This window comes from Amycolatopsis sp. WQ 127309, assembly GCF_023023025.1.
Classification (GTDB): domain Bacteria; phylum Actinomycetota; class Actinomycetes; order Mycobacteriales; family Pseudonocardiaceae; genus Amycolatopsis.
In genome coordinates, this window is the sequence record NZ_CP095481.1 from 5,522,944 (window position 1) to 5,545,768 (window position 22,825).

The 22,825-nt window shown below is 71.1% G+C and carries 19 protein-coding genes; 10 read left to right on the forward strand and 9 right to left on the reverse strand.

From position 1 onward, the window contains the following. Positions 1-278: 278 nt before the first annotated feature. Both dtd and MUY22_RS26125 read right to left on the reverse strand, forming a co-directional pair. Entirely contained in the window at positions 279-704 is a 426-nt protein-coding gene (gene dtd / locus MUY22_RS26120; RefSeq protein WP_247063489.1) for a D-aminoacyl-tRNA deacylase, read from the reverse strand. Beyond that, the gene (locus MUY22_RS26125) at positions 701-2,200 is read right to left on the reverse strand and encodes a methyltransferase (protein WP_247063490.1); all 1,500 of its coding nucleotides are present in this window, start codon (positions 2,198-2,200) and stop codon (positions 701-703) included. The genes dtd and MUY22_RS26125 overlap by 4 nt, the downstream gene beginning before the upstream one ends. Before the next feature lie 28 nt (positions 2,201-2,228). Between MUY22_RS26125 and MUY22_RS26130 the strand changes: the two genes are divergently transcribed. Beyond that, a complete protein-coding gene (locus tag MUY22_RS26130; protein WP_247064123.1) occupies positions 2,229-3,494 on the forward strand; it encodes an amidohydrolase in 1,266 nt (421 codons plus the stop codon). Between the two features lie 17 nt (positions 3,495-3,511). Beyond that, complete coding sequence (locus MUY22_RS26135) at positions 3,512-3,847, forward strand: DUF3099 domain-containing protein (RefSeq protein ID WP_247063491.1); 336 nt, start codon at positions 3,512-3,514, stop codon at positions 3,845-3,847. Here MUY22_RS26135 and MUY22_RS26140 read toward each other — a convergent pair. The 4 genes from MUY22_RS26140 to MUY22_RS26155 form a co-directional block, all read right to left on the reverse strand. Next, on the reverse strand, positions 3,844-4,716 hold the full coding sequence (locus MUY22_RS26140; protein ID WP_247063493.1) for a carbohydrate kinase family protein: 873 nt from the start codon (positions 4,714-4,716) through the stop codon (positions 3,844-3,846). The genes MUY22_RS26135 and MUY22_RS26140 overlap by 4 nt on opposite strands. Beyond that, positions 4,713-5,618, reverse strand: coding sequence for a pseudouridine-5'-phosphate glycosidase (locus tag MUY22_RS26145; RefSeq protein WP_247063494.1), 906 nt, complete (start codon positions 5,616-5,618; stop codon positions 4,713-4,715). Before MUY22_RS26145 ends, MUY22_RS26140 begins: the two co-directional genes overlap by 4 nt. Positions 5,619-5,627: 9 nt before the next feature. Continuing rightward, positions 5,628-6,245 carry an HD domain-containing protein gene (locus MUY22_RS26150; protein ID WP_371827685.1) on the reverse strand — a complete coding sequence of 206 codons (618 nt, stop codon included), beginning with the start codon at positions 6,243-6,245 and terminating at the stop codon, positions 5,628-5,630. 251 nt (positions 6,246-6,496) lie between these two features. After that, positions 6,497-7,285 carry a sporulation protein gene (locus tag MUY22_RS26155; RefSeq protein ID WP_247063496.1) on the reverse strand — a complete coding sequence of 263 codons (789 nt, stop codon included), beginning with the start codon at positions 7,283-7,285 and terminating at the stop codon, positions 6,497-6,499. Positions 7,286-7,352: 67 nt separating this feature from the next. Here MUY22_RS26155 and MUY22_RS26160 point away from each other — a divergent pair, with 67 nt between their 5' ends. After that, on the forward strand, positions 7,353-7,595 hold the full coding sequence (locus MUY22_RS26160) for a DUF3039 domain-containing protein (protein ID WP_247063499.1): 243 nt from the start codon (positions 7,353-7,355) through the stop codon (positions 7,593-7,595). 182 nt (positions 7,596-7,777) lie between these two features. Continuing rightward, the gene (locus tag MUY22_RS26165) at positions 7,778-8,614 is read left to right on the forward strand and encodes a hypothetical protein (RefSeq protein WP_247063501.1); all 837 of its coding nucleotides are present in this window, start codon (positions 7,778-7,780) and stop codon (positions 8,612-8,614) included. Between the two features lie 287 nt (positions 8,615-8,901). Here MUY22_RS26165 and MUY22_RS26170 read toward each other — a convergent pair whose 3' ends face one another. Both MUY22_RS26170 and MUY22_RS26175 read right to left on the reverse strand, forming a co-directional pair. Next, on the reverse strand, positions 8,902-12,057 hold the full coding sequence (locus MUY22_RS26170; RefSeq protein ID WP_247063502.1) for an efflux RND transporter permease subunit: 3,156 nt from the start codon (positions 12,055-12,057) through the stop codon (positions 8,902-8,904). A gap of 88 nt (positions 12,058-12,145) precedes the next feature. Next, entirely contained in the window at positions 12,146-13,324 is a 1,179-nt protein-coding gene (locus MUY22_RS26175; protein WP_371827644.1) for a YihY/virulence factor BrkB family protein, read from the reverse strand. A 209-nt stretch (positions 13,325-13,533) separates the two neighbouring features. Between MUY22_RS26175 and MUY22_RS26180 the strand changes: the two genes are divergently transcribed. The 5 genes from MUY22_RS26180 (at position 13,534) to MUY22_RS26200 (ending at position 21,330) form a co-directional block, all read left to right on the forward strand. Continuing rightward, the gene (locus MUY22_RS26180; RefSeq protein ID WP_247063504.1) at positions 13,534-15,270 is read left to right on the forward strand and encodes a DEAD/DEAH box helicase; all 1,737 of its coding nucleotides are present in this window, start codon (positions 13,534-13,536) and stop codon (positions 15,268-15,270) included. A gap of 1,234 nt (positions 15,271-16,504) precedes the next feature. Next, complete coding sequence (locus MUY22_RS26185; RefSeq protein WP_247063506.1) at positions 16,505-17,644, forward strand: sugar ABC transporter substrate-binding protein; 1,140 nt, start codon at positions 16,505-16,507, stop codon at positions 17,642-17,644. Positions 17,645-17,879: 235 nt separating this feature from the next. Beyond that, positions 17,880-18,653, forward strand: a complete 774-nt coding sequence (locus MUY22_RS26190; RefSeq protein WP_247063508.1) for an ATP-binding cassette domain-containing protein — start codon at positions 17,880-17,882, stop codon at positions 18,651-18,653. A 20-nt stretch (positions 18,654-18,673) separates the two neighbouring features. Further along, positions 18,674-20,137 carry a sugar ABC transporter permease gene (locus tag MUY22_RS26195; protein WP_247063510.1) on the forward strand — a complete coding sequence of 488 codons (1,464 nt, stop codon included), beginning with the start codon at positions 18,674-18,676 and terminating at the stop codon, positions 20,135-20,137. A gap of 11 nt (positions 20,138-20,148) precedes the next feature. Continuing rightward, positions 20,149-21,330: an ROK family transcriptional regulator gene (locus MUY22_RS26200; protein ID WP_247063512.1), complete on the forward strand. Its 1,182-nt coding sequence runs from the start codon at positions 20,149-20,151 to the stop codon at positions 21,328-21,330. 168 nt (positions 21,331-21,498) lie between these two features. Here the strand turns inward: MUY22_RS26200 and MUY22_RS26205 are convergent, their stop codons facing one another. After that, a complete protein-coding gene (locus MUY22_RS26205; RefSeq protein ID WP_247063514.1) occupies positions 21,499-21,675 on the reverse strand; it encodes a hypothetical protein in 177 nt (58 codons plus the stop codon). Between the two features lie 341 nt (positions 21,676-22,016). Between MUY22_RS26205 and MUY22_RS26210 the strand changes: the two genes are divergently transcribed. Beyond that, the gene (locus MUY22_RS26210; protein ID WP_247063520.1) at positions 22,017-22,820 is read left to right on the forward strand and encodes a DMT family transporter; all 804 of its coding nucleotides are present in this window, start codon (positions 22,017-22,019) and stop codon (positions 22,818-22,820) included. Positions 22,821-22,825 lie beyond the last annotated feature (5 nt).

Here is a 22,825-nt window from a genome sequence, read left to right on the forward strand (position 1 = left end):
CCCGGTCACGGGCTGAACGTGCTGCGGTGGGTCACGCCGGGTGCGTACCCGCGGACCGAGGCCTGTGGAACCCGGTACGCCGGTCCGGCCGGCTTGGCTGGACATCTGGCACAACGCTCCGGGTTCCCGAAACGTTCCCGGCTCGCTGAAAAGGAGACGGCTGCCGGAGCCCTCCGGTTGCTCCACCAATGCTGAGCTTTTCCTGAGAAGGATCAGGGTCCGGGAAACCTGAGAAGACCTTGAGAATTCGGTCAGGAAGTGAACCGCTCCAGAGTGGTCTAGACCTCTACGAGAACGGTGAACGGACCGTCGTTCACGCTCGAGACCGCCATCATCGCCCCGAAACGCCCCGTTTCGACGTGCGCGCCGCGCTCGCGCAGGTCAGCGACCACGGCGTCCACCAACGGCTCGGCGACCTCGGGCCGGGCGGCCTGCGTCCACGACGGCCGGCGCCCTTTCTTCGTGTCGCCGTAGAGCGTGAACTGGCTCACCACGAGCAACGGCGCATTCACCGTGGCGCATGATTCCTCGTCGCGCAGGATGCGCAACTCGTGCAATTTGCGCGCCATCGTCACGGCCTTCGCCGCGTCGTCGCCGACGTGGATTCCCAGCAGCACAAGCAAACCCGGTTCGGTGATGGCGCCGACCACCGCGCCGTCGACCGTCACGTCCGCCCGGGTGACGCGGGCCGCGACCGCCCTCATCGCCCCGCCGGCACGAGCATCCCGTGCCGCACGAGCTCCCGGACGACGGGCAGCGCGGCGGCGGCCAGCTCGTCCGCTTCGAGGCCCTGAGCGGCCGCGAGCAGCTCGATGAGGTCCTCCAGCGGCAGGGCGCCGCGGCAGCCCGCGAGCAGCCGTGCGGCCAGGTCGTCGACCTCGTGCTGCCAGCCGGGGCCGTCGGTGCGGTGCAGCCGCCGGATCGACGTCGTCCAGCCCTCGTCGCCCGGTTCTTCGACGCTTTCCAGCAAAACGGTGTCGGGTACGACAAATCGGACATCAAGTAGGGAACCGGAATTGCGCAGCCATTCGACGCGGTCCAGCCAGCCCGCCGCTTCCGGGCCCAGCGGGTCGTCGTAGGCCTGCCGCAGGTCCTCGCACACCACGGTCGGTGTGCGCCCGGCCGCACGGCGCAGCGTCACGAAGCCGAAGCCGATGCCCCGGACGTCGTTGGCCGCGAACCAGTCGAGCCACGCCGCCGCCTTCACCCGGCCTTCGGGCGAGCGCGGGTCGATGCCCGCGTCCCGCAGCCACGTGCCGACGTAGAGCGCCGGGTCGGCGACGTCGCGCTGGACGAACCAGGCGTCGGTCTCGGCGGGCAGCCAGCGGCTCACCCGGTCGGCCCAGTCCTCGGTGCCGGTGTGCAGCCAGGAAGCCAGCAGCTGGCCGACGCCGTCGTCGTTCAGGAACCCCGGCAGCTGCCGGATGACGAGCGCGCTCGCGTCGTCGCCCGCCAGCCCGGAGTCGCGGTAGGTGTAGTCGACGCGCGCCGGCCCGACCACGAACGGCGGGTTGCAGACGACCTGGTCGAACTTCTGCCGCGCGACCGGCGCGAACCACTCGCCGCGCACCAGTTCGACGTCCAGCTCGTTGAGCCGGAACGTCGCCGCGGCCAGCGCGAGGGCCCGCGCGGAGACGTCGGTGGCGGTGACGCGCCGGGCGTGCCGGGTCGCGTGCAGCGCCTGGACGCCGTTGCCGGTGCCCAGGTCGAGCAGGGTGCCGACCGGCCGGCGGGTGGTCGCGCGGATCAGCGACAGCGACGCGTGCCCGACGCCGAGGACGTGGTCCTCGGGCACGGTCGCGCCGAGGACGTCGGCGTCGAGATCGGAGACGACCCACCAGGAGCCCTCCTCGTCGCCGTGCGGGCGGACGTCGAGGGCGGCGCGGTAGCCGCCGGCGACGGCGTCGAGCAGGCCCGTGGCCACGGCGTCTTCGGGCGTCAGCGGCGCGAACGCGGCCTTGACGGCGGTCTCCGGTTCCGTCCCGCCCAGCAGGAACAGCCGGATCAGCGTGCCGAGGTCACCCGCGTCCCGGCTCGCCCGGTCCGCCGGTTCCGGCTCGCCGCGGCCCAGCGCCGCGTGTGCGGCGCCGCCGAGGGCGGCCACCACGCCGTCGGCGTCGTAGGAGGTGCGCCGGAAGGCCTCGCGCAGCCGCGCGCAGACGTCGTCGGACAGGTCGGGCAGTACGCTTCGCGTGCTCACGGTGGGTAATGCTGCCACGATGGCTCCTGTGACCCTCGAAGACGTCCTCACCCCGCTCGACGCGGCGCTGCCCGAACTCGAAGCGCTGTACATCGACCTCCACCGCCACCCCGAGCTCTCCTTCGCCGAGACGCGCACGGCCGCGGAGCTGGCCCGGCGGCTGGAGCACGACGGCTACGAGGTGCACACTGGCATCGCCGGCACCGGGGTGCTGGGTGTGCTGCGCAACGGCGAGGGCCCCACGGTGCAGTTGCGCGCCGACATCGACGCGCTGCCGGTCGAGGAGAAGACCGGGCTGTCGTACGCGAGCACCGAGCGCGGCACCGACGAGCACGGCACGGACGTCCCGGTCATGCACGCCTGCGGGCACGACATGCACGCCACCTGGCTGTCCGGGGCCGCGACGCTGCTCGCGCGCGGGCGCGACGCCTGGTCCGGCACGCTGCTCGTGGTGTTCCAGCCGGGGGAGGAGAGCGCGGGCGGCGCGTCGGCGATGGTCCGCGACGGCCTGTTCGACATCGCCGGGAAGCCCGACGTCGTGTTCGGCCAGCACCTCGTGCCCGGCCCGGCGGGCTGGGTGCTCACCCGTCCCGGCGTGATCATGGCCGCCACCGACACGCTGCGGATCACCCTGCACGGCCGCGGCGGCCACGGCTCGCGCCCCGAGACGACCGTCGACCCGGCCGTGCTGGCCGCGTCCGTCGTGCTCAAGCTGCAGACGATCGTCTCGCGCGAGATCGCCGCGACCGACTCGGCCGTCGTCACCGTCGGCTCGCTGCACGTGGGCACCGCGAGCAACGTGATCGCCGACGACGCCGTCCTGGAGGTCAACGTCCGGTCGTTCGACCAGGCGGTCCGCGAGCGCGTGCTGGCCGCGGTCGAACGGATCGTCAACGGCGAGGCCGCCACGGCCGGCGCGCCGAAGCCGCCCGAGATCGTCCGGTCCGGCTCCTACCCGATCACGGAGAACGACGAAGCGGCCAACAACGCGCTCGCCGAGGTCTTCCTCGCCCACTTCGGCCCCGAGGTGACCATGCCGGCGCCGCTGATCACCGGCAGTGAGGACTTCAGCGAGTTCGGCCGCGCGGCCGGCGCGCCGTCGGTGTTCTGGCTGGTCGGCGGGTTCGACCCGGAGACGGTGATCACGGCGATGACCGAAGGCCGCTTCGAACGCGACATCCCGTCCAACCACTCGCCGCGGTTCGCCCCGGTGCTGCACCCGACCCTGCGCACCGGCATCGAGACGCTCGTCACCGCGGCGTTGAGCCGGTTGGCCCACCCCGGTGTCGCCTGAGCCGCACCGGTGAGACGATGGACGGCGGAGGTGGTGCAGTGACCATGCCCGCCAACGACTCGGACCCGGTGCTGATCACCGGGGCGGCCCCGTCGTACGAAGAGCAGTTCAGGGCTCGCAAGCGCAAGTACGTCATCATGATGGCGTGCCGCATCCCGTGTCTGATCCTCGCCGGGCTGACCTACCACGTGTGGTGGCTGGCGCTCGGGTTCCTCGCGATCTCGGTGCCGCTGCCGTGGATCGCGGTGCTGATCGCCAACGACAGCCCGCCGCGCAAGACCGAGAAGGTCAACCGCTTCCAGGCCGAGCCGACGGCGATCGAGCACACCACCCACCGCGTCATCGACGGCTAGCCGGGCTGCGGGCCGACCTTCCCGACGGCCAGCGCGCCCAGCCGCACGCCGTGGCGCAGGACGTCCACTGTGGACTCTCCGGCCAGCCAGCCGGTGAGCACGCCGGCGTCGAACGCGTCGCCCGCGCCCGTCGAGTCCACGCAGTCGGCCTCGATCGCGGGCACGCTCGTGACGCCGCCGCCGTCGACCCAGCTCGCGCCGTTCAGGCCGGCGGTGACCACCACCGCGCCGACCGCCCCGAGCAGCTCTTTGGCCGACGCCGGGTCCGCCGAGCCGGTCAGCGCGACCAGCTCCTCGGTGTTCGGCATCAGCAGGTCGACGCCGCGGACGTCGTCGAGGAAGGCCGCCGGGTCGGTGATGTGCGCCGCCGCCTGCGGGTCGACCGACGTCGTCAGGCCCAGCTCGCGGGCGAGCGCCAGCGACGCGAGACCCGCGGCCCGCGACGGCGGGTCGAGCAGCACGTACCCGGACAGGTGCAGGTGCCCCGCCCCGGCCAGCGCCTCCGGCGTGACGTCCTCGGGCGCGAAGCGCTGGTTGGCGCCGCGGTCGGCGAGCATGCTCCGCTGCCCGGTGGCGTCGACCATCACCACGACGCAGCACGTCGGCGCCTCGGCGTCGACCGCGAACGCGCAGCGCACGCCCGCGGCCTCCAGTTCGGCCTTGATCAGCCGGCCGCCCGGGTCGTCGCCGATGCGCGCGAGCAGCGTCGTGTCCGCGTCCAGCGAACGCAGCCACAGCGCCGTGTTGGCACCCGAGCCGCCGCCGGTGAACCGGATCTTCGCGCGGGCGTCGCCGCCGTGCGGCAACGGCTTGTCGTGCCGGGCGATCACGTCGAGGGCCGCGTCGCCGACCACCACGATCCCGGTCATGCCAGCGCCACCGCGACCTCGGTCGCCAGCTTCACGTTGTCGAGCACCAGTGCCTCGTTGGCGTCGATGCTCACCCCGCCGCTCGCGGTGTGGAAGTGCTCCAGCAGCACCGGGGTGACGTCGGAGCCGTGCACGCCCCGCTCGGCCACCAGCGCCAGGCCCCCGGCGAGCAGCCGGTCGTGCAGCTCTTTGTCCATTTCGGACACTTCGGGGATCGGGTTCGCCAGCAGGACACCGGAACCCGCGTACGCGCGGTGCGCGGTGACCACGGCGGCGACCTGCGCCGGGTCGTCGACCCGCTGGCCCACGGCGTGCCCGGACGAGCGGAGGTAGAACGCCGGGAAGTCGTCGGTGCGGTAGCCCAGCACCGGCACCGAGTGCGTCTCCAGCACCTCGAGGGTGGCCGGGATGTCGAGCACCGACTTCACGCCGGAGCAGACCACGACGGTCGGCACCTTCGCGAGCACGCCGAGGTCCGCCGAGACGTCCCAGCTCTGCGACGCGCCGACGTGCACCCCACCGAGGCCGCCGGTGCCGAACACCCCGATCCCGGCCGCGGCGGCCAGCGCCGACGTGCTCGCCACGGTCGTCGCGCCCGAGCGGCCGAGGCCGACGGCCGGGCCGATGTCGCGCAGCGAAAGCTTGTCCAGCCCGGCGTCCGGCGCGCAGACGCGTTCCAGCTCGGCGGGGGAGAGGCCGACGACGACCCGGCCGTCGAGCACCGCGATGGTGGCCGGGACGGCACCGCCGTCACGCACCACGCGCTCGAGGCGGCGGCCGACGTCGAGGTTGCGGCCCGGCGGCAGGCCGTGGGACAGGATGGTGCTCTCCAGCGCGACGACGGGGTGCCCGTCACGCAGCGCGGAAGCGACCTCTTCGTGCAGGTTGAGTGGGGTGGTCACGAGGAACCATCATCGGTGATCGGGTCGGTCGCGGCGCCAGCGGGTCAGCTCGGCCGTCAGGTTCTCTTCCGCGGCGCTCGCCCAGCGTGCCCGCGCGGCTTCGCTGCGGTAGAGCGTCCGCGCCAGCATGCCTTCGAGGACGGCGATGCGCCCTTCGCGCCAGACGTCGTCGGGGTACTTCGCGTACTCCTCGCGCACGGCCTGGGCGTACCCGGCGTACTGCGCTTCGGGCGCGCCCAGGATGGCGAGGTCGGCGTCGAGCAGCGCGGTGGCGAGAGGGTCGTCGGCCGGCGCGTCGTGCTTGATCGTGGCCAGGATCAGGCCTTCGACGCGCTCGACGTGCGCTTCGGCGACCCCGGTCAGCGCTTCCCGGGCCCAGGCCGCGCTCGCGCGCTCGTCTTCGCCGGGGTTCGCGTCGTAGACGACGTCGTGCGTCCACGCGGCGACGGCGACGACGGCCCGGTCGGTCTCCCCGAGACCGCCGGCCAGCCAGGCGGAGTCACGCGCGACGGCGGCCGCGTGGGTGAGCGTGTGGTAACGGCGATGGGGCTCTCCGTAACAGCTTTCGAGTCGGGGCCAGGCGTCCGGCGTGCCGCCGAGCGCGGCGATCGCTCCGGCCCACTTCACGGGAACGTCCAGCGCGTCGGGGTGTTCGTGAAGTCCTTCTCTCGCAACCCGATCACCTTCTCCGGCCGCAGCCGCATCGACGCGTTGGCGGCCGGTTCGAGGAAGTCGTCCTCGTACGACGTCCGGCTCGTACGGGTCGTCCGTCGCGATCGACACCGCCGAGCCCGCGGCGACGTCGCGGGCCTTCATCGACCGCGGCGACGCGGGCGCGATCCCGTACCCGGGCATGTACGGACGGTGCGTCTCCACGGCTAGTCGAAGATCCCGCGCGGCCGCGCCACCTGGTCGAACCAGTCGTCGAGCTGCTTCTCCCAGTTCACATCCGGTTTCATCGTGAACAGGCCGAGGAACTCCTGGCCGCGGCCGCCGAAGCCGCCGGTCTTGCTCACCCGGACCCGCTTGGTGACCTCCAGGACGACGTCGGTGCGCTCCGACGACGTCAGGAACGTGACCGCGACCTGGGAAAAGACACTCGCGAAGCGCGGTGAAGGCGCGAAGCGGATCTCCTGGAAGAAGGCGAGCTGCTGGTTCGCGCCGTTGATCCGGCCCTGCTCCAGGATCGCCTCGTGGTAGACGAAACCGATCCGGCCCAGCGCGTCGAGGACCCGCTTCTGCGCCGGGAGCGGCTCGATCGCGACGGCGTCGGCGTCGAACGGGTCGGAGACGGCCGCCGCGAGATCCAGCTCGGCGCGCACGCCGACCGCCGTCCCCGCCAGGGGCTTGCCGAAGACGCTCGTGACCGGCGTCTCCCAGGGCAGCGGGATCTCGAACGGCACGCGCACCTGCTGGCCGGCGCGGATGGTCTCGCGGCCGACGAGCTGCTGCGCGCCGAACGGGAGGTCTTCGGTCTTGTCCTCGCCGGGGACCTGGACGCGGGCCAGCAGCGTCACGCCCAGCGCGTTGATCTCCTGGTCGACCTCGCCGCCGAGCAGCAGGACCTCGCCGTGCACCGGGCGGCCGGGGGCGGCCGTGCGGTCGAGCAGGCGGGCGTCGATCTTCGCTCCGCCCGAGCCGAACGTCGCGAGCACCTTCTGGAACATGCCGCCGATCCTGCCAGGCCGAGGGGCTTTCGTACGAGCTTCGGCGGGACTGGGGCACAATGGCCGGGTGAGCACCGAGACGCTGACGAAGCCGGAAACCACGCCCGAGGGCACGGAGACCACCGACGACGACACACCGAAGATGTTCCACTACGTGAAGAAGGCCAAGATCGCCGAGAGCGCGGTCATGGGCAATCACGTGGTGGCGCTGTGCGGTGAGGTCTTCCCGGTGACGAAGTCGCCGAAGCCCGGTTCGCCGGTCTGCCCGGCCTGCAAGGAGATCTTCGACGGGCTGCGCAAGGGGGAGTGACCCCGCGCCCGGAACCCCGGCTGACGTCGTCCGCCGGGGTTCAGCCATGTCCGACTGCGGTTTGTCCAAAAGAGGACAAGTCTCGGGGTCAAACGTGAAAACCCTTCATTAGACGGGTGCGCGACGCCCGGGAGTGCTGGTAGATCGGGTTCGCCAGGTTTCCCACTCCCACCGGAGGCGTCATGCGCAGAACCGGGATCGTCGTCGCCGTAGCCGCCCTGCTCACCGTGTTCGCGCCCGCGCTGGCGCAGGCCGTCACCGGCTGGACCGAGGTCGGCAAGGACCAGGCCCGCGCCCTCGACGAGAGCCAGGGGCTCGCGACGATCGTGCGGCCGTCGGGCACCACCATCCGCTACACCGGGCTCAGCACCATCCCGGCCGACCTGAACGCCCAGGGCTGGAACCACATCGGCGACCCCGGGTCGGCGCAGGGCTGGTACGTCGAGCCCTACCAGCGCGACGACCGGGGCGGGAAGCTCTACCGCGTCCAGGCGCCGGACGGCTCGTGGGCGAACTACAAGCACAGCCTCGAGTCGTGGGAGGCGAACAACAACTCGTTCGCCGCCGTCTCGCCCGACGCGCGCTGGCTGGTCGAGGGCGAGTACGGCACCATGGACCGGCTCCTGGTCCACCCGATGCCCGGCGCGGTGTTCACGACCCCCGCGCAGAACCTGCCGATGGCGGGGACGATCCGGCTCGACCACCCGGTCCGCGACGTCCAGGGCTGCGACTTCCAGACCGCGACCCGGCTGCTCTGCTCGTCCGACGACCCGGACGGCAGCCTCTTCGGCACGACCAAGCCGCTGCTGCAGGTGGACCTCGCCGGCGGCCTCAACGGCTCCGACGTCGCCGGCCACGTCACCTCGCTCGGCCAGCTGCCGCTGCGCAGCGGCTGCAGCGGGACCTTCGAGGTCGAAGGCCTCGACTTCGACGAGCGGGACAACACCCTGCGGGTCATTGTGATGTCGCCGAGCATCTGCATCGTCTTCGACAGCATGACCTACCGCTTCAAGCAGTAGCCGTAACCCGCGTGATCAAACCCGCGACTCACGTGATCAAACCCGTAACTCGCGTGATCAGACCCGTGACTCACGTGATTGGGGCCGTAACTCGCGAGTCACGGCCCCAATCACGCGAGATCCGGCTCTGATCACGCGAGATCCGGTTTGGATCACGCGGGTTCCGGCTCTGATCACGTGAATTCCGGCTTGGAGCTGTGTGACCGGAAGGTCGACTCGCGTGATCCGACGGACGACACGCCGCACCCGCGAGCCGGGTGCGGCGTGTCGTCCGTCTGTGTACGCGGTCAGGCGGTGGGGGCGGGGTCCAGGGACTCCGACTCCGGGGCCTCGACCGGGTGCCGGCGCGCTTCGCGGCGTGCGTGGCGGCGTTCCTTGCGGGTCTCGACCATCGTGTAGAGGGTCGGGACCAGCACCAGCGTCAGCAGCGTCGAGCTGACCAGGCCGCCGATCACCACGATCGCCAGGGGCTGGCCGATGAAGCCGCCCTGGCCGGTGATGCCCAGTGCCATCGGGACGAGCGCGAAGATCGTCGCCGCCGCGGTCATCAGGATCGGCCGCAGCCGGCGCCGGCCGCCTTCGGTGACGGCGTCGGCGACGCTCATCCCCTCGGCGCGGTACTGGTTGATCAGGTCGATCAGCACGATCGCGTTGGTCACGACGATGCCGACGAGCATCAGCATCCCGATCAGCGACGGCAGGCCGAGCGCGGTGCCGGTGGCCAGCAGCAGCCCGATCGCGCCGGTCGCCGCGAACGGGATCGACACCAGCAGGATCAGCGGCTGGATCAGGCTGCGGAACGTCGCCACCATGATCAGGAACACGATCGCGATGGCCGCGAGCAGCGCCAGGAAGAGGTTCGAGAACGCCTCCTGCTGGTCCTGGCTCACGCCGCCGAGCGAGTACGACGCGCCGCCGGCGAACGTGATGCCGTCCAGCTTGGACTGGATGTCCGCGGTCGTCTTGCTCAGGTTGTCACCGGTGTTCTTCGCCGTCACGGTGGTGCTGAGGTCGCCGCCGGTGCGGTGCACCGACGCCGGGCCGTCCACAGTGGACACCTTCGCGACCTCGTCCAGCCGGACGACGCCGGTGGGGCCGGGGATCGGCAGGGCCTTGACCTGGTCCACGGACACCGGCGCAGTGCCGGCGCGGAGCACGACGTCCGTGCGCTGCCCGTCGACCGGGAGCTGCGTCACCGTGCGCCCGGCGATCGCCTGGTTGGCGACCTGGCCGATGGTGCTCGCCGACAGCCCGCGCGCGGCGGCCGCGGCGGCGTCCACCTCGACCTGCACCCGCGGCGAGCCGACGGACAGGTCGCTGGTCACCTCGGTCAGCCCGGAAACCCCTTGCAGCGCCTGCTGCACCTGGTCGGACGCGGGCTTCAGCGCCGCTTCCGACGGCGCGGTCACGGTGACCGAGACCTGGTCGGAGTTGAACCCGGAAGCGTCGGCGCCGATCTTGATCTCGCCCAGCTCGGGCCGGGACGTCAGCTCGTTACGCAGCCGGCTCGACAGCGCGTCGAGGTCGGTGTCCTTCGCGACGGTGACGGAGATGCTGGTCGACGTGCCGCCGCCGCCGAAGCCGCCGAAAGCGCCACCCCCGCCGACGCTGACCTGGTAGGTCTGCACGGACTTCTCGGCCGCCAGGGCCTGCTCGACCGCCGTGGCGGCCTTCTCCTTGGCCTCGACGCTGGTGCCCGCGGGCAGCTTCTGCGTCATGTTCAGCGTGGTGCCGCCGGACTGGTCGAGGAAGTTGGTGTTCAGCCGGGTCGCGAGGCCGACGGTGCCGGCGAAGATCAGCAGCGCCAGCAGGACGACGGTAAGCCGCCGCTTGGTCGCGAACCGGATCACCGGCAGGTAGGCGCGCTGCAGCAGGCCGCGGCGCTCCTTCTCGACGGCGGCTTCGCGCGCCCGCTCGGCCTCGATGGCGTCCGCCGGGATCGCGGGCTGCTTCAGGAACCAGTACGCCAACACGGGTACCACGGTCAGCGACACGAGCAGCGACGCCAGCAGCGCCACCGTCACGGTGATCGCGAACGGCGAGAACAGCTCCCCGACGAACCCGCCCACGAACGCGATCGGCAGGAACACCGCGACGGTCGTCAGCGTGGACGACGTCACCGCGCCGGCCACCTCGCGGACGCCGTCGAGCACCGCCCGCTGCTTCTCCTCGCCGTACGCGAGGTGGCGCTTGATGTTCTCCAGCACCACGATCGAGTCGTCGACCACCCGGCCGATCGCGATGGTCAGCGCGCCGAGGGTGAGCAGGTTGAGCGACAGGTCGCCGGTCCACAGCGCGATCAGCGCGACGATCACCGACAGCGGGATCGAGACCGCGGTCACCAGCGTCGAGCGCACCGACAGCAGGAACAGCAGGATGACGATGACGGCGAACGCCAGGCCCAGCAGGCCTTCGGTGGTCAGGCCGCTGATCGCGTCCTTCACCGGCGTGCCCTGGTCGAACACGACGCTCATCTCGGAGCCGGTCTTCTTCGCCAGGTCGGGCAGCTTGTCGCGCACCGCGTCGGAGATCGCGACGGCGTTCCCGTTGTCCACCATGGTGATCGAGAGGCCGAGGCTCGGCTTGCCGTTGGTGCGCGTGATCGACGTCGGCGGGGCGAACCCGGTCTGGACGTCGGCGACGTCACCGAGCTTCACCGGACCCCGGGCCGGAGCGCCCGCGCGGGAAGCCCCGGCCGCGGCGCTGGGCGTGAGGTAGAGGTTGCGGATCGTGTCCACAGTGGTCTGCGCGCCGCCGACCTGGACCGACAGCGTCTTGCCGCCCTCGGTGAGCGTCCCGGCCGGCACGGCCGCGCCCGCGGTCTGCAGCGCGGTGGCGATCGACGTCGGGTCGACGCCCGCGGCGGCCAGCTTCGCGTAGTCGAGGGTGATCGTGACCCGCGGCTGCTGCACGCCGGTGACGGTGACCGTGCGGACGCCGTCGATCTTGCGCAGCTCCGGCGCGACCTGGTCGGTCAGCGCGGGGGCGAGCTGCTGCGGGTCCCCGGCGGTGCCGGCGGCGACCAGCACGACCGGCAGGTCGTCGGTGCTGCCCGCGGACACGGCAGGCTCGGAGTTCTGCGGCAGCCGGGTCCGGACCTGGTTCACCGCCTGCTGGATCTGGGAGACGGCGGCGTCGATGTCGGTCCCGAACTCGAACTGCGCGACGACCCGCGACACCCCGTCGGAAGACGTCGAATTCAGCTCCTCGAGGCCCTTGAGCCCCTGGAGCGCGCCTTCGAGGGGCTCGGTGACCTGCTTGTCGACCGCGTCCGGGGACGCGCCCGCGTACGCGGTGACGATCTGCGCCTGCGGGAACTGCAGCGACGGGAACAGCTGCTGCTTGATCTGCGGCAGCGCGAAGGCACCGAAGCCGACGATGACGAGCGCGAGCAGGCCGATCAGGCTTCGGTTGCGCAGGCTCAATCTGGCCAGCACGGACATGACTTGGGAACCCCCTCGGGAACGACGCGGCGACCGACGCCTGCGTCAGTGACCCGCTGAGCGTGCCATGTCCGAACTGAGGAGCGACTCAGCCTGTGGGTGGATTCCGGGTGGTCCCTTCGGATGAGCCCCCACCCTGAGCAGCGCTGGGTGCCGGTTCCGGCGCGCTGGGTGACGACGATCCGTCCTCATCGGACGGTGCCTCGCCGCCGGGCGCCTCCGCGGCGCCGTTCACGTCCTCGGCGCGCGGGCGGCGCAGCGGCGTCGTCGAGCGCTCCCACAGCTTGCGCCCGTCCTCGGTGCGCAGCCGCTCGGAAGCGCGTTCCATCTCCAGCCGGCGCCACTTGCGGCGCTGGCGCCGGGTCGCCTTCGCCGGCCACAGCTCCTGGAGCGCGCTGTTGAAGTACGCGCCGCCGACCACGGCCAGCCCGATGAAGAACATCAGCAGCAGGAACGCGATCGGCGCGGCCAGCGCGCCGTAGGTGTAGCCGGTCTTGGTGATCCAGTTCAGGTAGACGCGCAGGCCGACCGAGGAGAGCAGGAACACGACCATGGCGAGCACCGCGCCCGGCAGCCCGCGGTGCCACGGCAGCTTCCGCGGCAGCGCGAGCTTGTACAACGTCGTCAGCGCGAGGGTGATCATCGCGCCGAGCGCCGGGAAGTACAGCGCGCTCACCCACGACGACACGGTCGGGCGCCAGTCCGACGGGAAGAACTCGGGCAGCAGGTCCGGGCCGATCGCCAGCAGCGGCAGGCCGACCACCAGGACCACCAGGCCGCACAGGTAGAGCAGCAGCGCGAAGATCCGCTGCCAGACGTCGTTGCGGACGCCGTACTGGTCGTGCGCGACGGTGATCGCGTCCACGAACGACGACATCGCCGACGAGCCGGCCCACAGCGAGATGAGGAAGCCGATCGAGACGATCTCGCCCTTGCCGACGGTGAGGATGCTGTTCACCGTCGGTTCGATGATGTCCTGGACGGCGTTGGCGCTGAAGACGGTGCGGCAGAAGCCGATGATCCGGTCGTGCACCTGCGCGACGACGTCTTGGCCGAACCACTCGCCGACGAAACCCAGGCTGCCGAGCAGGCCCAGCAGCAGCGGCGGCAGCGAGAGCGTCTGCCAGAAGGCCGCTTCCGCGGCCTCCGAGAAGATGTTGCCCTCCCAGGCCTTGCCGAGCGTGCGCGTGAGGAGGCGCCACGGCCCCTTGCGGGCCACCTTCGTCGCTGCGGACGGCTGCACCTCACCCATGACGGTGTCCAGCATGGTCCATCCGTGGAGATTTGGCTCGTCACCACCCCTGCACCCGGGCGTGTCGGGGGACATCACCCGTGCCGGTGCCCGGAACTGTCGGACCCGGCCGGTAGACTCGCTCCAGTGCCCTCACCGCTGCAACCGACGCCGAAGTCGGTACCACAGTGAGGGTTTTCGCACGTCAAAGCACTTGAGCGGCAGTTGAGCGAGGGGGGACCGGCATGACGGGGACGCAGCTCGGGGCGCCTCCCGCGGCGAAGGACTCGACCGCGCGCCCGCTGCGGGCGTGGCAGCGGCGGGCACTGACCAAGTACCTGACGACGCGGCCCAAGGACTTCCTCGCGGTGGCGACGCCCGGCGCCGGCAAGACCGTGTTCGGCCTGCGGATCGCGGCCGAGCTGCTGTCGGACCGCACGATCGAGGCCGTCACCATCGTCACCCCGACCGAGCACCTGAAGCACCAGTGGGCGTCGGCGGCGGCCGTGGCCGGGATCCAGATCGACTCGAACTTCCGCAACACCACCGGTGTCACCTCGTCGGACTACAACGGCGTCGCGCTGACGTACGCGCAGGTCGCCGCGCACCCGACGCTGCACCGGGTGCGCACCGAGAACCGCAAGACGCTGGTCATCCTCGACGAGATCCACCACGGCGGTGACGCCAAGTCCTGGGGCGACGCGATCCGCGAGGCCTTCACCCCGGCCGTGCGGCGGCTCTCGCTGACCGGGACGCCGTTCCGGTCCGACGACTCGGCCATCCCGTTCGTCACCTACGAGCCGGACGCCGGCGGCTTCCAGCGCAGCAAGGCCGACCACTCGTACGGCTACGCCGACGCGCTGGCCGACGGCGTGGTCCGGCCGGTCGTCTTCCTCGCCTATTCGGGTGAAGCCTCGTGGCGCACCAGTGCGGGGGAGGAGTTCACCGCGCGGCTCGGCGAGCCGCTGACCGCGGAGCAGAACGCCCGCGCGTGGCGCACGGCCCTCGACCCGGCGGGCGAGTGGATGCCGGCGGTGCTGCACGCCGCCGACACGCGGTTGTCGCAGGTGCGCCAGAGCGTGCCGGACGCCGGCGGCCTGGTCATCGCCACCGACCAGGAGTCGGCGCGCGCGTACGCGAAGATCCTGGAGCGGCTCTCGGGCCAGACGCCGACGCTGGTGCTCTCCGACGATCCGAAGGCCTCGGGCCGGATCAAGGAGTTCTCCGAGACGAACGAGCGCTGGATCGTGGCCGTCCGGATGGTGTCGGAAGGCGTCGACGTCCCGCGGCTGGCCGTCGGCGTGTACGCCACGAGCGCGTCGACCCCGCTGTTCTTCGCCCAGGCGATCGGCCGGTACGTGCGAGCCCGGAAGAAGGGTGAGACGGCGAGCGTCTTCCTGCCGTCGGTGCCGGTGCTGCTGGAGCTGGCGAGCGAGCTGGAGGCGCAGCGCGACCACGTGCTGGGCAAGCCCCACCGCGAGCAGGAGGGCTGGGAGGACGAGCTGCTCGCCCAGGCCAACCGCACCGAGGACGAGCCGGGCGAGGAGGAGAAGGCGTTCACCTCGCTGGGCGCCTCGGCCGAGCTGGACCAGGTCATCTACGACGGCAACTCCTTCGGCACGGCGGTCTTCTCGGGCTCCGACGAGGAGCAGGAGTACCTCGGCCTGCCGGGCTTGCTGGAGCCGGACCAGGTCCGCGCACTGCTGCGCAAGCGGCAGGAAGAGCAGGTCGCGGACGAGAAGCGCCGCAAGCCGAAGGCCGAGGAGCAGGCCCCGGCGCCGGCCCGCTCGGCCTCGGTGAGCGAGCGGCTGGGCACGTTGCGCAAGGAGCTGAACGCCCTGGTGGGCATGTACCACCACCGCACGAAGAAGCCCCACGGCGCGATCCACAACGAGCTACGCCGAGTCTGCGGCGGCCCGCCGACCGCGATGGCGACGATGGAACAGCTGGAAGAACGGATAGTCACCCTCCGCTCCTGGTGACGCCTCGGTGCTGAGGTCTGGTTCTGGTGGCCACGTTGGGGGTCCGGTGGGTCCGGCCCGACGGCCGGGGCGGGCGTGCGGTCGGGCTGGTCCTGGTGGCCGGTTCAAAGCCGAGCACGGTCGCGAGGCGGCCAGGTGTGGGTCCGGCTGATCATGTGACCCCGGCGCGGCCTGCCCGCTACCCTCGCCGCCGCCGCGGCGCCCCCAGGGGCTCCCGCCCTAGCCAGTCGAATCGCCGCCGGTTTGCTCACCGCTCTCGCCTGCCCGGCCGTCTTTCCGCCCGCTGCCCTCCATCGCCCCGGTCGTGGGCTTACCGGTGGCCCTCGTCGCCCCCTTGCCACAGTCAGCCGATCGGTCCCGGCCGCAGCGGCCCCGCTCCCGTCCCGGCCAGTCGAGCCGCCGCCGGCCTGTCCGCCGCCCTCGCCGTCGCAGTCGCGAGAGCCGCCAGTGGCCCCTCGTCGTGCCGCGGGGGTCCCTCGGCCGCCTCGCCGCTCCGCCGCCCCGGTCCCGGGTCTGCCCGCTGCCCTTGCCGGCCCGGTCGCACGTTCGCCCACTGCTTTCGCCGCCGTAGCCGGCCCCGGTCGTGGAGCCCGCCAACTGTCCTCGTCACCCTTGTCGCAGGTCAGCCGATCGGCCCCCGGCCGCAGCCAGTCCCGGACCACCCCGTCACTCCATCGTGAGCCGCCTCCGACCCTCCCGTGTCGCCCGAGAGGCTGAAGTTCGTCGTCACCGTCCGTTCTCGGGGTGCCCGGTCGGTTCCTGTGACGCTGTGTGCCCGGCTGTCACCGCCGGCCTGCCCGTCCGTTCCCGGGCGGACGACACTTCGGGCAGTCCGGGCGAAAGGTTTCGCAAGTCGGCGACCAGGAACGGGAGGGGTCGGTGGGATCACCACGGCTTCGCCGGCGCCCACGCTCGGTGTCCGGGACTTAGGCGGCGGGGCCACCTTCACGCCGTCAAGAAACCTGGATGTAACACACGGTGAGTAGTGGCGATCACATCGTCAGCGGATCTACTCTTTCCGGGCGACGGTCAGCCTGTGTTGCCGAACCGTGTCCAATTGGTGTCATTTAATCGATCCAGCTATCTTCCCCGCAGCCGCTCAGCGGCATATGTTGTCGCCCACAACATATGCGCGTCGGTGCGCCGGGGGCTCCTCCGGATCACCGCCCCGCAAGGCCCGGGACAGCAGTCGCGGGCCGAATCGACACAATGCTTGGATCCGGAAGGAACGAGGATGCGCAGCAGAACCCTTACCCTCCTCGCCGCCACGGTGAGCACCGGCTTGGTGCTCTCCGCGTGTGGTGCAAACAGTTCGGACAGCGGGGGCGCGGGGAGCAGCTCCGCCTCGTCGTCCGCTCCGGCCGCCGCGGGCGGCGCCAGCGGCAAGGTCGGTGTCATCCTGCCGGAGACCGCCACCTCGGCCCGCTGGGAAGCCTTCGACAAGCCGATGCTGCAGGCCGCTCTCACGGCGCAGGGCTTCGAAGCCGACATCCAGAACGCCCAGGGTGACGCCCAGAAGTTCTCCACCCTGGCCGACGGCTTCATCAGCTCCGGTGTCAAGGCCCTGATCATCGCCCCGTCCGACCCGGCCGTCGGTGCCGCCGTCGAGGCGAAGGCGAAGGGCGCCGGCATCCCGGTCATCGACTACGACCGGCCGAGCCTCGGCGGTTCCGCCGACTACTACGTCTCGTTCGACAACGAGAAGGTCGGCCAGCTGCAGGGCCAGGGCCTCGCGGACAAGCTGAAGGCCACCCCGGGCGCGCAGGTCATCCAGATCGAGGGTGCCCCGACCGACAACAACGCGACGCTGTTCACGGCCGGCCAGGACTCCGTCCTCAAGCCGCTGTTCACCAGTGGTGCGCTGAAGCTGGTCCAGAAGCAGCCGATCAACGACTGGGACAACCAGCTCGGCGGCACGACCTTCGAGCAGATCCTGCAGGGCAACGGCGGCAAGGTCGACGGCGTCGTGGCGGCGAACGACGGCCTGGCCGGCGCGGTCATCACGATCCTCAAGAAGAACGGCCTCAACGGCAAGGTCCCGGTCACGGGCCAGGACGCCACCGCGGACGGCCTCATGGCCATCATGCGCGGCGACCAGTACCTGACCATCTTCAAGCCGATCAAGGAAGAGGCCGAGGCCACCGCCAAGCTGGCCGCCGCCCTGGCCAAGGGTGACACCGCCGGTGCGGACGCGATCGCGACGGGCAAGCTCCACGACCCGAAGAACAACCGCGACATCAAGTCCGTGCTGCTCACGCCGACCCTGATCCTGGAGAAGGACATCAAGACCGTCGTGACCCAGGGCTACGTCAAGGCCAGCGAGATCTGCGGTGGCGACCTCGCCGCCAAGTGCACCTCGCTCGGCATCTCCTGAGCCGCTCGCGGTACCGATCCGGCCAAAAGTAGGCCGCCCCTGAGCGGCACGTAACCGTTGCTACGGTCGATTCGGCCGTGGCTGTGGTCGGATCGGTACCCAACGGCGCAGTACCCATGAACAGCCGGGCCGGGACGCGCACCCCGACGGCGCGCCCCGGCCCGGTCCCCACTCCTCGCTTGCCGATCGGCGGAGCGGCGGCACAGGGCATAAGAAATTCGGAGAAATGCCATCCATGAGTGAGCCCATCCTCGAGATCAAGGGCCTGAACAAGAGCTTCGGCCCCGTCCACGTCCTCCACGACGTGGACTTCGACGTGCGTGCGGGCGAAGTGACCGCCCTGGTCGGCGACAACGGCGCCGGCAAGTCGACCCTCGTCAAGTGCATCGCCGGTATCCACCCGTACGACTCGGGGGCCGTGCGGTTCAACGGGCAGGACGCCCACATCCGCGGGCCCAAGGACGCGGCCGACCTCGGCATCGAGGTCGTCTACCAGGACCTGGCGCTCGCGGACAACCTCGACATCGTCCAGAACATGTTCCTCGGCCGTGAGCGCGGGAACAGCTGGAAGCTGGACGAAGCCAGCATGGAGAAAGCCGCTCGCGAGACGCTGGCCTCCCTGTCGGTGCGGACCGTGAAGTCGGTCCGGACGCCGGTCTCCTCGCTGTCCGGTGGTCAGCGCCAGACCGTGGCCATCGCGAAGTCGGTGCTGTGGAACAGCAAGGTCGTCGTGCTGGACGAGCCGACCGCCGCGCTCGGCGTCGCGCAGACCCGGCAGGTGCTGGACCTGGTCCGCCGGCTGGCCGAGCAGGGCCTCGGCGTGGTGCTGATCAGCCACAACATGGCCGACGTGTTCGAGGTCGCCGACCGCATCTCGGTGCTGTACCTCGGCCGCCTCGTCGCCGAGGTGCACACGAAGGACGTCAGCCACGGCCAGATCGTGGAACTGATCACCGCGGGTCGCTCCGGTGACCTCGGCCTGGCCCGGCCCGAAGCCGTGGTCCTGTGAGCGGGAAGAAAGAACCGGACATGACTGAAACCCCTGCCAAGCACGAAGTCGGCTCACCCGCCGACGCGCTCGCGCAGACCCAGAACCCCACCGCGGCGATCACCGACTTCGGCATCGACACGACATCGATGTCAACCGGTGAAGCGCTTCGCGACTACTTCGCCCGCATCCGGGCCGGTGAGCTCGGCTCGCTGCCGTCGCTGTTCGGCCTGCTCGTGCTGGTCATCCTGTTCAGCGCGCTGTCGGACAACTTCTTCACCCTGTCCAACATCGCCAACGTGTTCCCGCAGGGCGCGGGCGTGATCATCATCGCGATGGGCATCGTCTTCGTCCTGCTGCTCGGCGAGATCGACCTCGCCGCCGGTGTGGCCTCCGGCACCGCCGCGTCGGTGATGGCGCTGCACTACGTGCACGCCGGAAACCTGCTGGGCACCTTGGGCTCCGGCGTGTTCATCACGTTCATCGCGGTCCTCGCCGTGGCCATGCTGCTGTCGGCCTACCAGCGGATCTGGGCCGGCGCCGTGCTGTCGCTGATCGGCTTGCTGCTCGTCGCGGTCGGCGTCCCGGCCAACGCCTGGCTCGAGATCCTGCTGGCCATCTGCGTCGGCACCGCGATCGGCTGCATCACCGGCTTCCTCGTCTCGAAGATCGGCATGCCGTCCTTCGTCGTGACGCTGGCGTTGTTCATCGTGTGGCAGGGCGTCCTGCTGCAGTTCATCGGTGAAGGCGGCACGATCGGCATCACCAACTCGGACACCCTGTACAAGATCGCCAACGGCAACCTGAACATCCTCGGCAGCTGGATCTTCTTCCTCGTCGCCGCGGGCGGGTTCGCCGTGATCACGCTGATCAGCCACTTCAAGCGGCTCCAGCGCGGCCTGGTCGTGCAGCCGACGGCGCTGGTGCTGGTCAAGGTCGGCGCGCTCGTCGTGCTGTCGGCGGTGGGCACCTGGCTGCTGACGATCAACCGCTCGCCGAACAAGGCCGTCGTCACGATCGAGGGCGTCCCGTACGTCATCCCGATCATGCTGGTGCTGCTGGTGGCCGGGACCTACGTGCTCAACAAGACCAAGTACGGCCGGTACGTGTACGCGGTCGGCGGCAACAAGGAAGCCGCCCGTCGCGCCGGTATCGACGTGCCGAAGATCCGGGCGAGCGTGTTCGTCATCGGCTCGGCGATCGCGGCCATCGGCGGCATCGTCGCCGCGTCGAAGGTCGGTTCGGTCAGCCCGCAGTCCGGTGGCCTCAACACGCTGCTGTACTCGGTCGGTGCGGCCGTCATCGGCGGCACGTCGCTGTTCGGCGGCAAGGGCCGGGTGGCCGACGCCGTCGTCGGTGGCCTGGTCATCGCGGTGGTCATCAACGGCCTGGGCCTGCTCAAGCAGCCGGCCGCGGTGGTCAACATCATCACCGGCCTGGTCCTCCTGCTCGCCGCCACGGTCGACGCGCTGTCGCGGCGCCGCGCGGCTGCGTCGACGCGCTGAACCAGCATGGGATGATCAAGCCCGTGTCCAGCTCACCCGTCGCGCGACCGGACGAGGTGCGCCGGCACAACCGCACGACCCTGCTCCGCCTGCTGCACGTCGGCGGGCCGAGCACCCGGGCGACCCTGGCCGCCGAGCTGGGGCTCAACCGGAGCACGATCAAGACCCTCGTCGACGGGCTGGCGGAAGCCGGTGTCGTCGAGGAGAAGGTGCCGAGGCCGGGACGAGGGGCGGGCCGCCCCTCGCTCCTGGTCCTGCCCCAGCCGCACGCGGCGGTCGTGCTCGCGGTCGACCTGCAGGTCGAGCACGTCGCGATCGCGCTCGTGGGGCTGGGCGGCCAGATCCTGGGCCGCAACAGCTGGAACCTGCGGGGCCGGATGAACCGGCCCGAAGAGGTCATCACCCACGTCATCGAGTCGGCGACCGTCCTGGCCGGCGACCTCGACGTGAGCCCGGTGGCGGTCGGGGTGTCGGTCCCGGGCGTCGTCCGGCGCGCGGACGGGTACGTGCACGAGGCACCCAACCTGCGCTGGACCGACGTCGCGCTCGGCGAGCGGCTGGGCGGTGTCCTGCAGATCCCGATCCTGGTTGGCAACGACGCCGAGCTCGGCGCGGTCGCCGAACACCTGCGCGGAGCGGCCCGCGGGTCCTCCGACATGGTGTACATCTCGGCGGACGTCGGGGTCGGCGGCGGCGTCATCGCCGAAGGCGCGGCCCTGCGGGGCGGCGCGGGCTACGTCGGCGAGATCGGGCACATGGTGATCCGGCCCGGCGGGCGCCCCTGCTACTGCGGCAGCAGCGGCTGCTGGGAGACCGAGGTCGGCGAGGCCGCGTTGTGCCGGGCGCTCGGGCTGGCCGAAGACACCCCGCGCGGCGCGATCCTGTTCGAGCTGCGCGAGCTCGGCCGGGACTCCGAAGCGGCGATGACGCGGCTCGCGGAGTTCGCCGAGTGGCTGACCCTCGGGCTGATCAACGTCGTCAACCTGCTCGGGCCGCAGCTGGTGATCCTCGGCGACCTGCTGACGGTGCTGCCGGAGGCGGTCCTGCGGCACGTCGGCGCGGAGGTGCGCCGGCGCAGCCTGGTGAGCCGGGCGGTCGGCGGCACGCGGATCATCAGCTCGGCACTGGGCGCCGACGTGAAGCTCTTGGGCGCCGCCGAAGTCGCGTTCGAAGTCGTGCTGGATTCTGTCTGACTTCTTGTCCGGTTTCGTGTCCGGAATCACGGCATTCCGAGGCCTGTCCGTGATTTCCGGCGCGGCAATCGGCAACTTGCAGTTGTGCCGGTCGACTGTGCCGGTTGGAGAAATACGAAGGCGGCCAGTGCCTGTGCGCACTGACCGCCTTCGCGTGTGTCTAGGTCGTTACCGCTGGATGTCGGCGGACAGTTCCTTGAGCTTGGCCTCGTGCTCGCGGGCGTGGTGCCCGCAGAAGAGAAGCTCGCCGCCCTTGAGGACGGCGCGTACCTGAGCTGCGGCCCCGCACCGGTCACAGCGGTCGAGGGCGGTCAGTTCGGGGCGGGTGAGCGTCGGCGTTGTCATGGGGGTCTCCCTCCGTCCCGGCACCGGTTGCCCGGTGCCATCGATCCAGCTACGCCCACTTCGGACTGATGTCGGCTACGGCGATCGTCTCCGGCTCCGCGGTGTTCGTGCTTCCACTCTTCCAGACGTTTCGCGGCCCGCAAGTGTTCCCGCGCCGGTGGGACCCGAGTCACGTCGATTTACCCCGGATGTCGTAGCGGGATCCCGCAATGCAGGAGTGGATTACCCGGAGAGTCACATTTTCCGTGGTCAGGCACCATGGAGTCGTGAGTTCCTTGACGCCGGTCCGGAAGGTTTCCGCGGTACCCGCCCCGCTGTTGTTCGTTCTCAGCGGAATTTCCATGTACGCCGGAGCGGCCATCGCGGTCGATCTTTTCGGCCACGCGACGCCGGCCGGGGTGGCCTGGCTGCGGTGCCTGGGCGCGGCGGTGGTGCTGCTGGCCTGGCGGCGGCCGCCGCGCGCGGCCTGGCGGGGCCGGCGGCTGCTGCTGGCGTGCGTCTTCGGGATCGTGACCGCGGGCATGAACGTGCTGTTCTACGAGGCGATCGCCCGGCTCCCGCTGGGCACGGTCGTCGCGCTGGAGTTCGCCGGGCCCGTGGTGGTGGCCGCCGCGGGCTCCCGCACCCGGCGCGACGTGCTGGCCCTGCTGCTGGTGGTCGCCGGGGTGGTGGCGATCGCCGACGTCCGGCTGTCCGGCAGTGCCCTGGGCGTGCTGTTCGCCCTGGCCGCGGCGGCCGCGTGGGCGGGCTACATCCTGATCGGCAAGCGGGTGGCGACCGACGGCGACGGCATCGACAGCCTCGCGATCGGCTTCGCCGCGGCGACGGTCGTGCTCTCGCCCCTGGCGTTCGGCACGGGAGAAGTGTGGTCTTCGCCACGCATGCTCCTGCTGGGCATCGGCGTGGGCGTGCTGTCGACGGTGGTGCCGTACGCGCTCGACCAGGTGGTCCTGCGCCGCCTGGGCCAGGCCCGGTTCGCGGTGCTGCTGGCCCTGCTCCCGGTGACGGCGGGCGTGACGGGCTTCCTGCTGCTGCACCAGGTGCCGACCCTGCCGGAGGCACTGGGGACCCTGGCGGTGGTGGCCGGCGTGGCCCTGCGGCGACGTGAGGCCCCTTCCCGGCCGTCCCCGGAGCCGCCGGGCTAGGTTCC

What these genes read in the sequence shown, in the direction of transcription:
- dtd (WP_247063489.1), bottom strand. Translation starts at nt 704, where the DNA reads ATGAGGGCGGTCGCGGCCCGCGTCACCCGGGCGGACGTGACGGTCGAC.
- MUY22_RS26135 (WP_247063491.1), top strand. Translation starts at nt 3,512, where the DNA reads ATGGACGGCGGAGGTGGTGCAGTGACCATGCCCGCCAACGACTCGGAC.
- MUY22_RS26140 (WP_247063493.1), bottom strand. Translation starts at nt 4,716, where the DNA reads ATGACCGGGATCGTGGTGGTCGGCGACGCGGCCCTCGACGTGATCGCC.
- MUY22_RS26155 (WP_247063496.1), bottom strand. Translation starts at nt 7,285, where the DNA reads ATGTTCCAGAAGGTGCTCGCGACGTTCGGCTCGGGCGGAGCGAAGATC.
- MUY22_RS26165 (WP_247063501.1), top strand. Translation starts at nt 7,778, where the DNA reads ATGCGCAGAACCGGGATCGTCGTCGCCGTAGCCGCCCTGCTCACCGTG.
- MUY22_RS26170 (WP_247063502.1), bottom strand. Translation starts at nt 12,057, where the DNA reads ATGTCCGTGCTGGCCAGATTGAGCCTGCGCAACCGAAGCCTGATCGGC.
- MUY22_RS26175 (WP_371827644.1), bottom strand. Translation starts at nt 13,324, where the DNA reads ATGCTGGACACCGTCATGGGTGAGGTGCAGCCGTCCGCAGCGACGAAG.
- MUY22_RS26180 (WP_247063504.1), top strand. Translation starts at nt 13,534, where the DNA reads ATGACGGGGACGCAGCTCGGGGCGCCTCCCGCGGCGAAGGACTCGACC.
- MUY22_RS26185 (WP_247063506.1), top strand. Translation starts at nt 16,505, where the DNA reads ATGCGCAGCAGAACCCTTACCCTCCTCGCCGCCACGGTGAGCACCGGC.
- MUY22_RS26190 (WP_247063508.1), top strand. Translation starts at nt 17,880, where the DNA reads ATGAGTGAGCCCATCCTCGAGATCAAGGGCCTGAACAAGAGCTTCGGC.
- MUY22_RS26195 (WP_247063510.1), top strand. Translation starts at nt 18,674, where the DNA reads ATGACTGAAACCCCTGCCAAGCACGAAGTCGGCTCACCCGCCGACGCG.
- MUY22_RS26200 (WP_247063512.1), top strand. Translation starts at nt 20,149, where the DNA reads ATGATCAAGCCCGTGTCCAGCTCACCCGTCGCGCGACCGGACGAGGTG.
- MUY22_RS26205 (WP_247063514.1), bottom strand. Translation starts at nt 21,675, where the DNA reads ATGACAACGCCGACGCTCACCCGCCCCGAACTGACCGCCCTCGACCGC.
- MUY22_RS26210 (WP_247063520.1), top strand. Translation starts at nt 22,017, where the DNA reads ATGTACGCCGGAGCGGCCATCGCGGTCGATCTTTTCGGCCACGCGACG.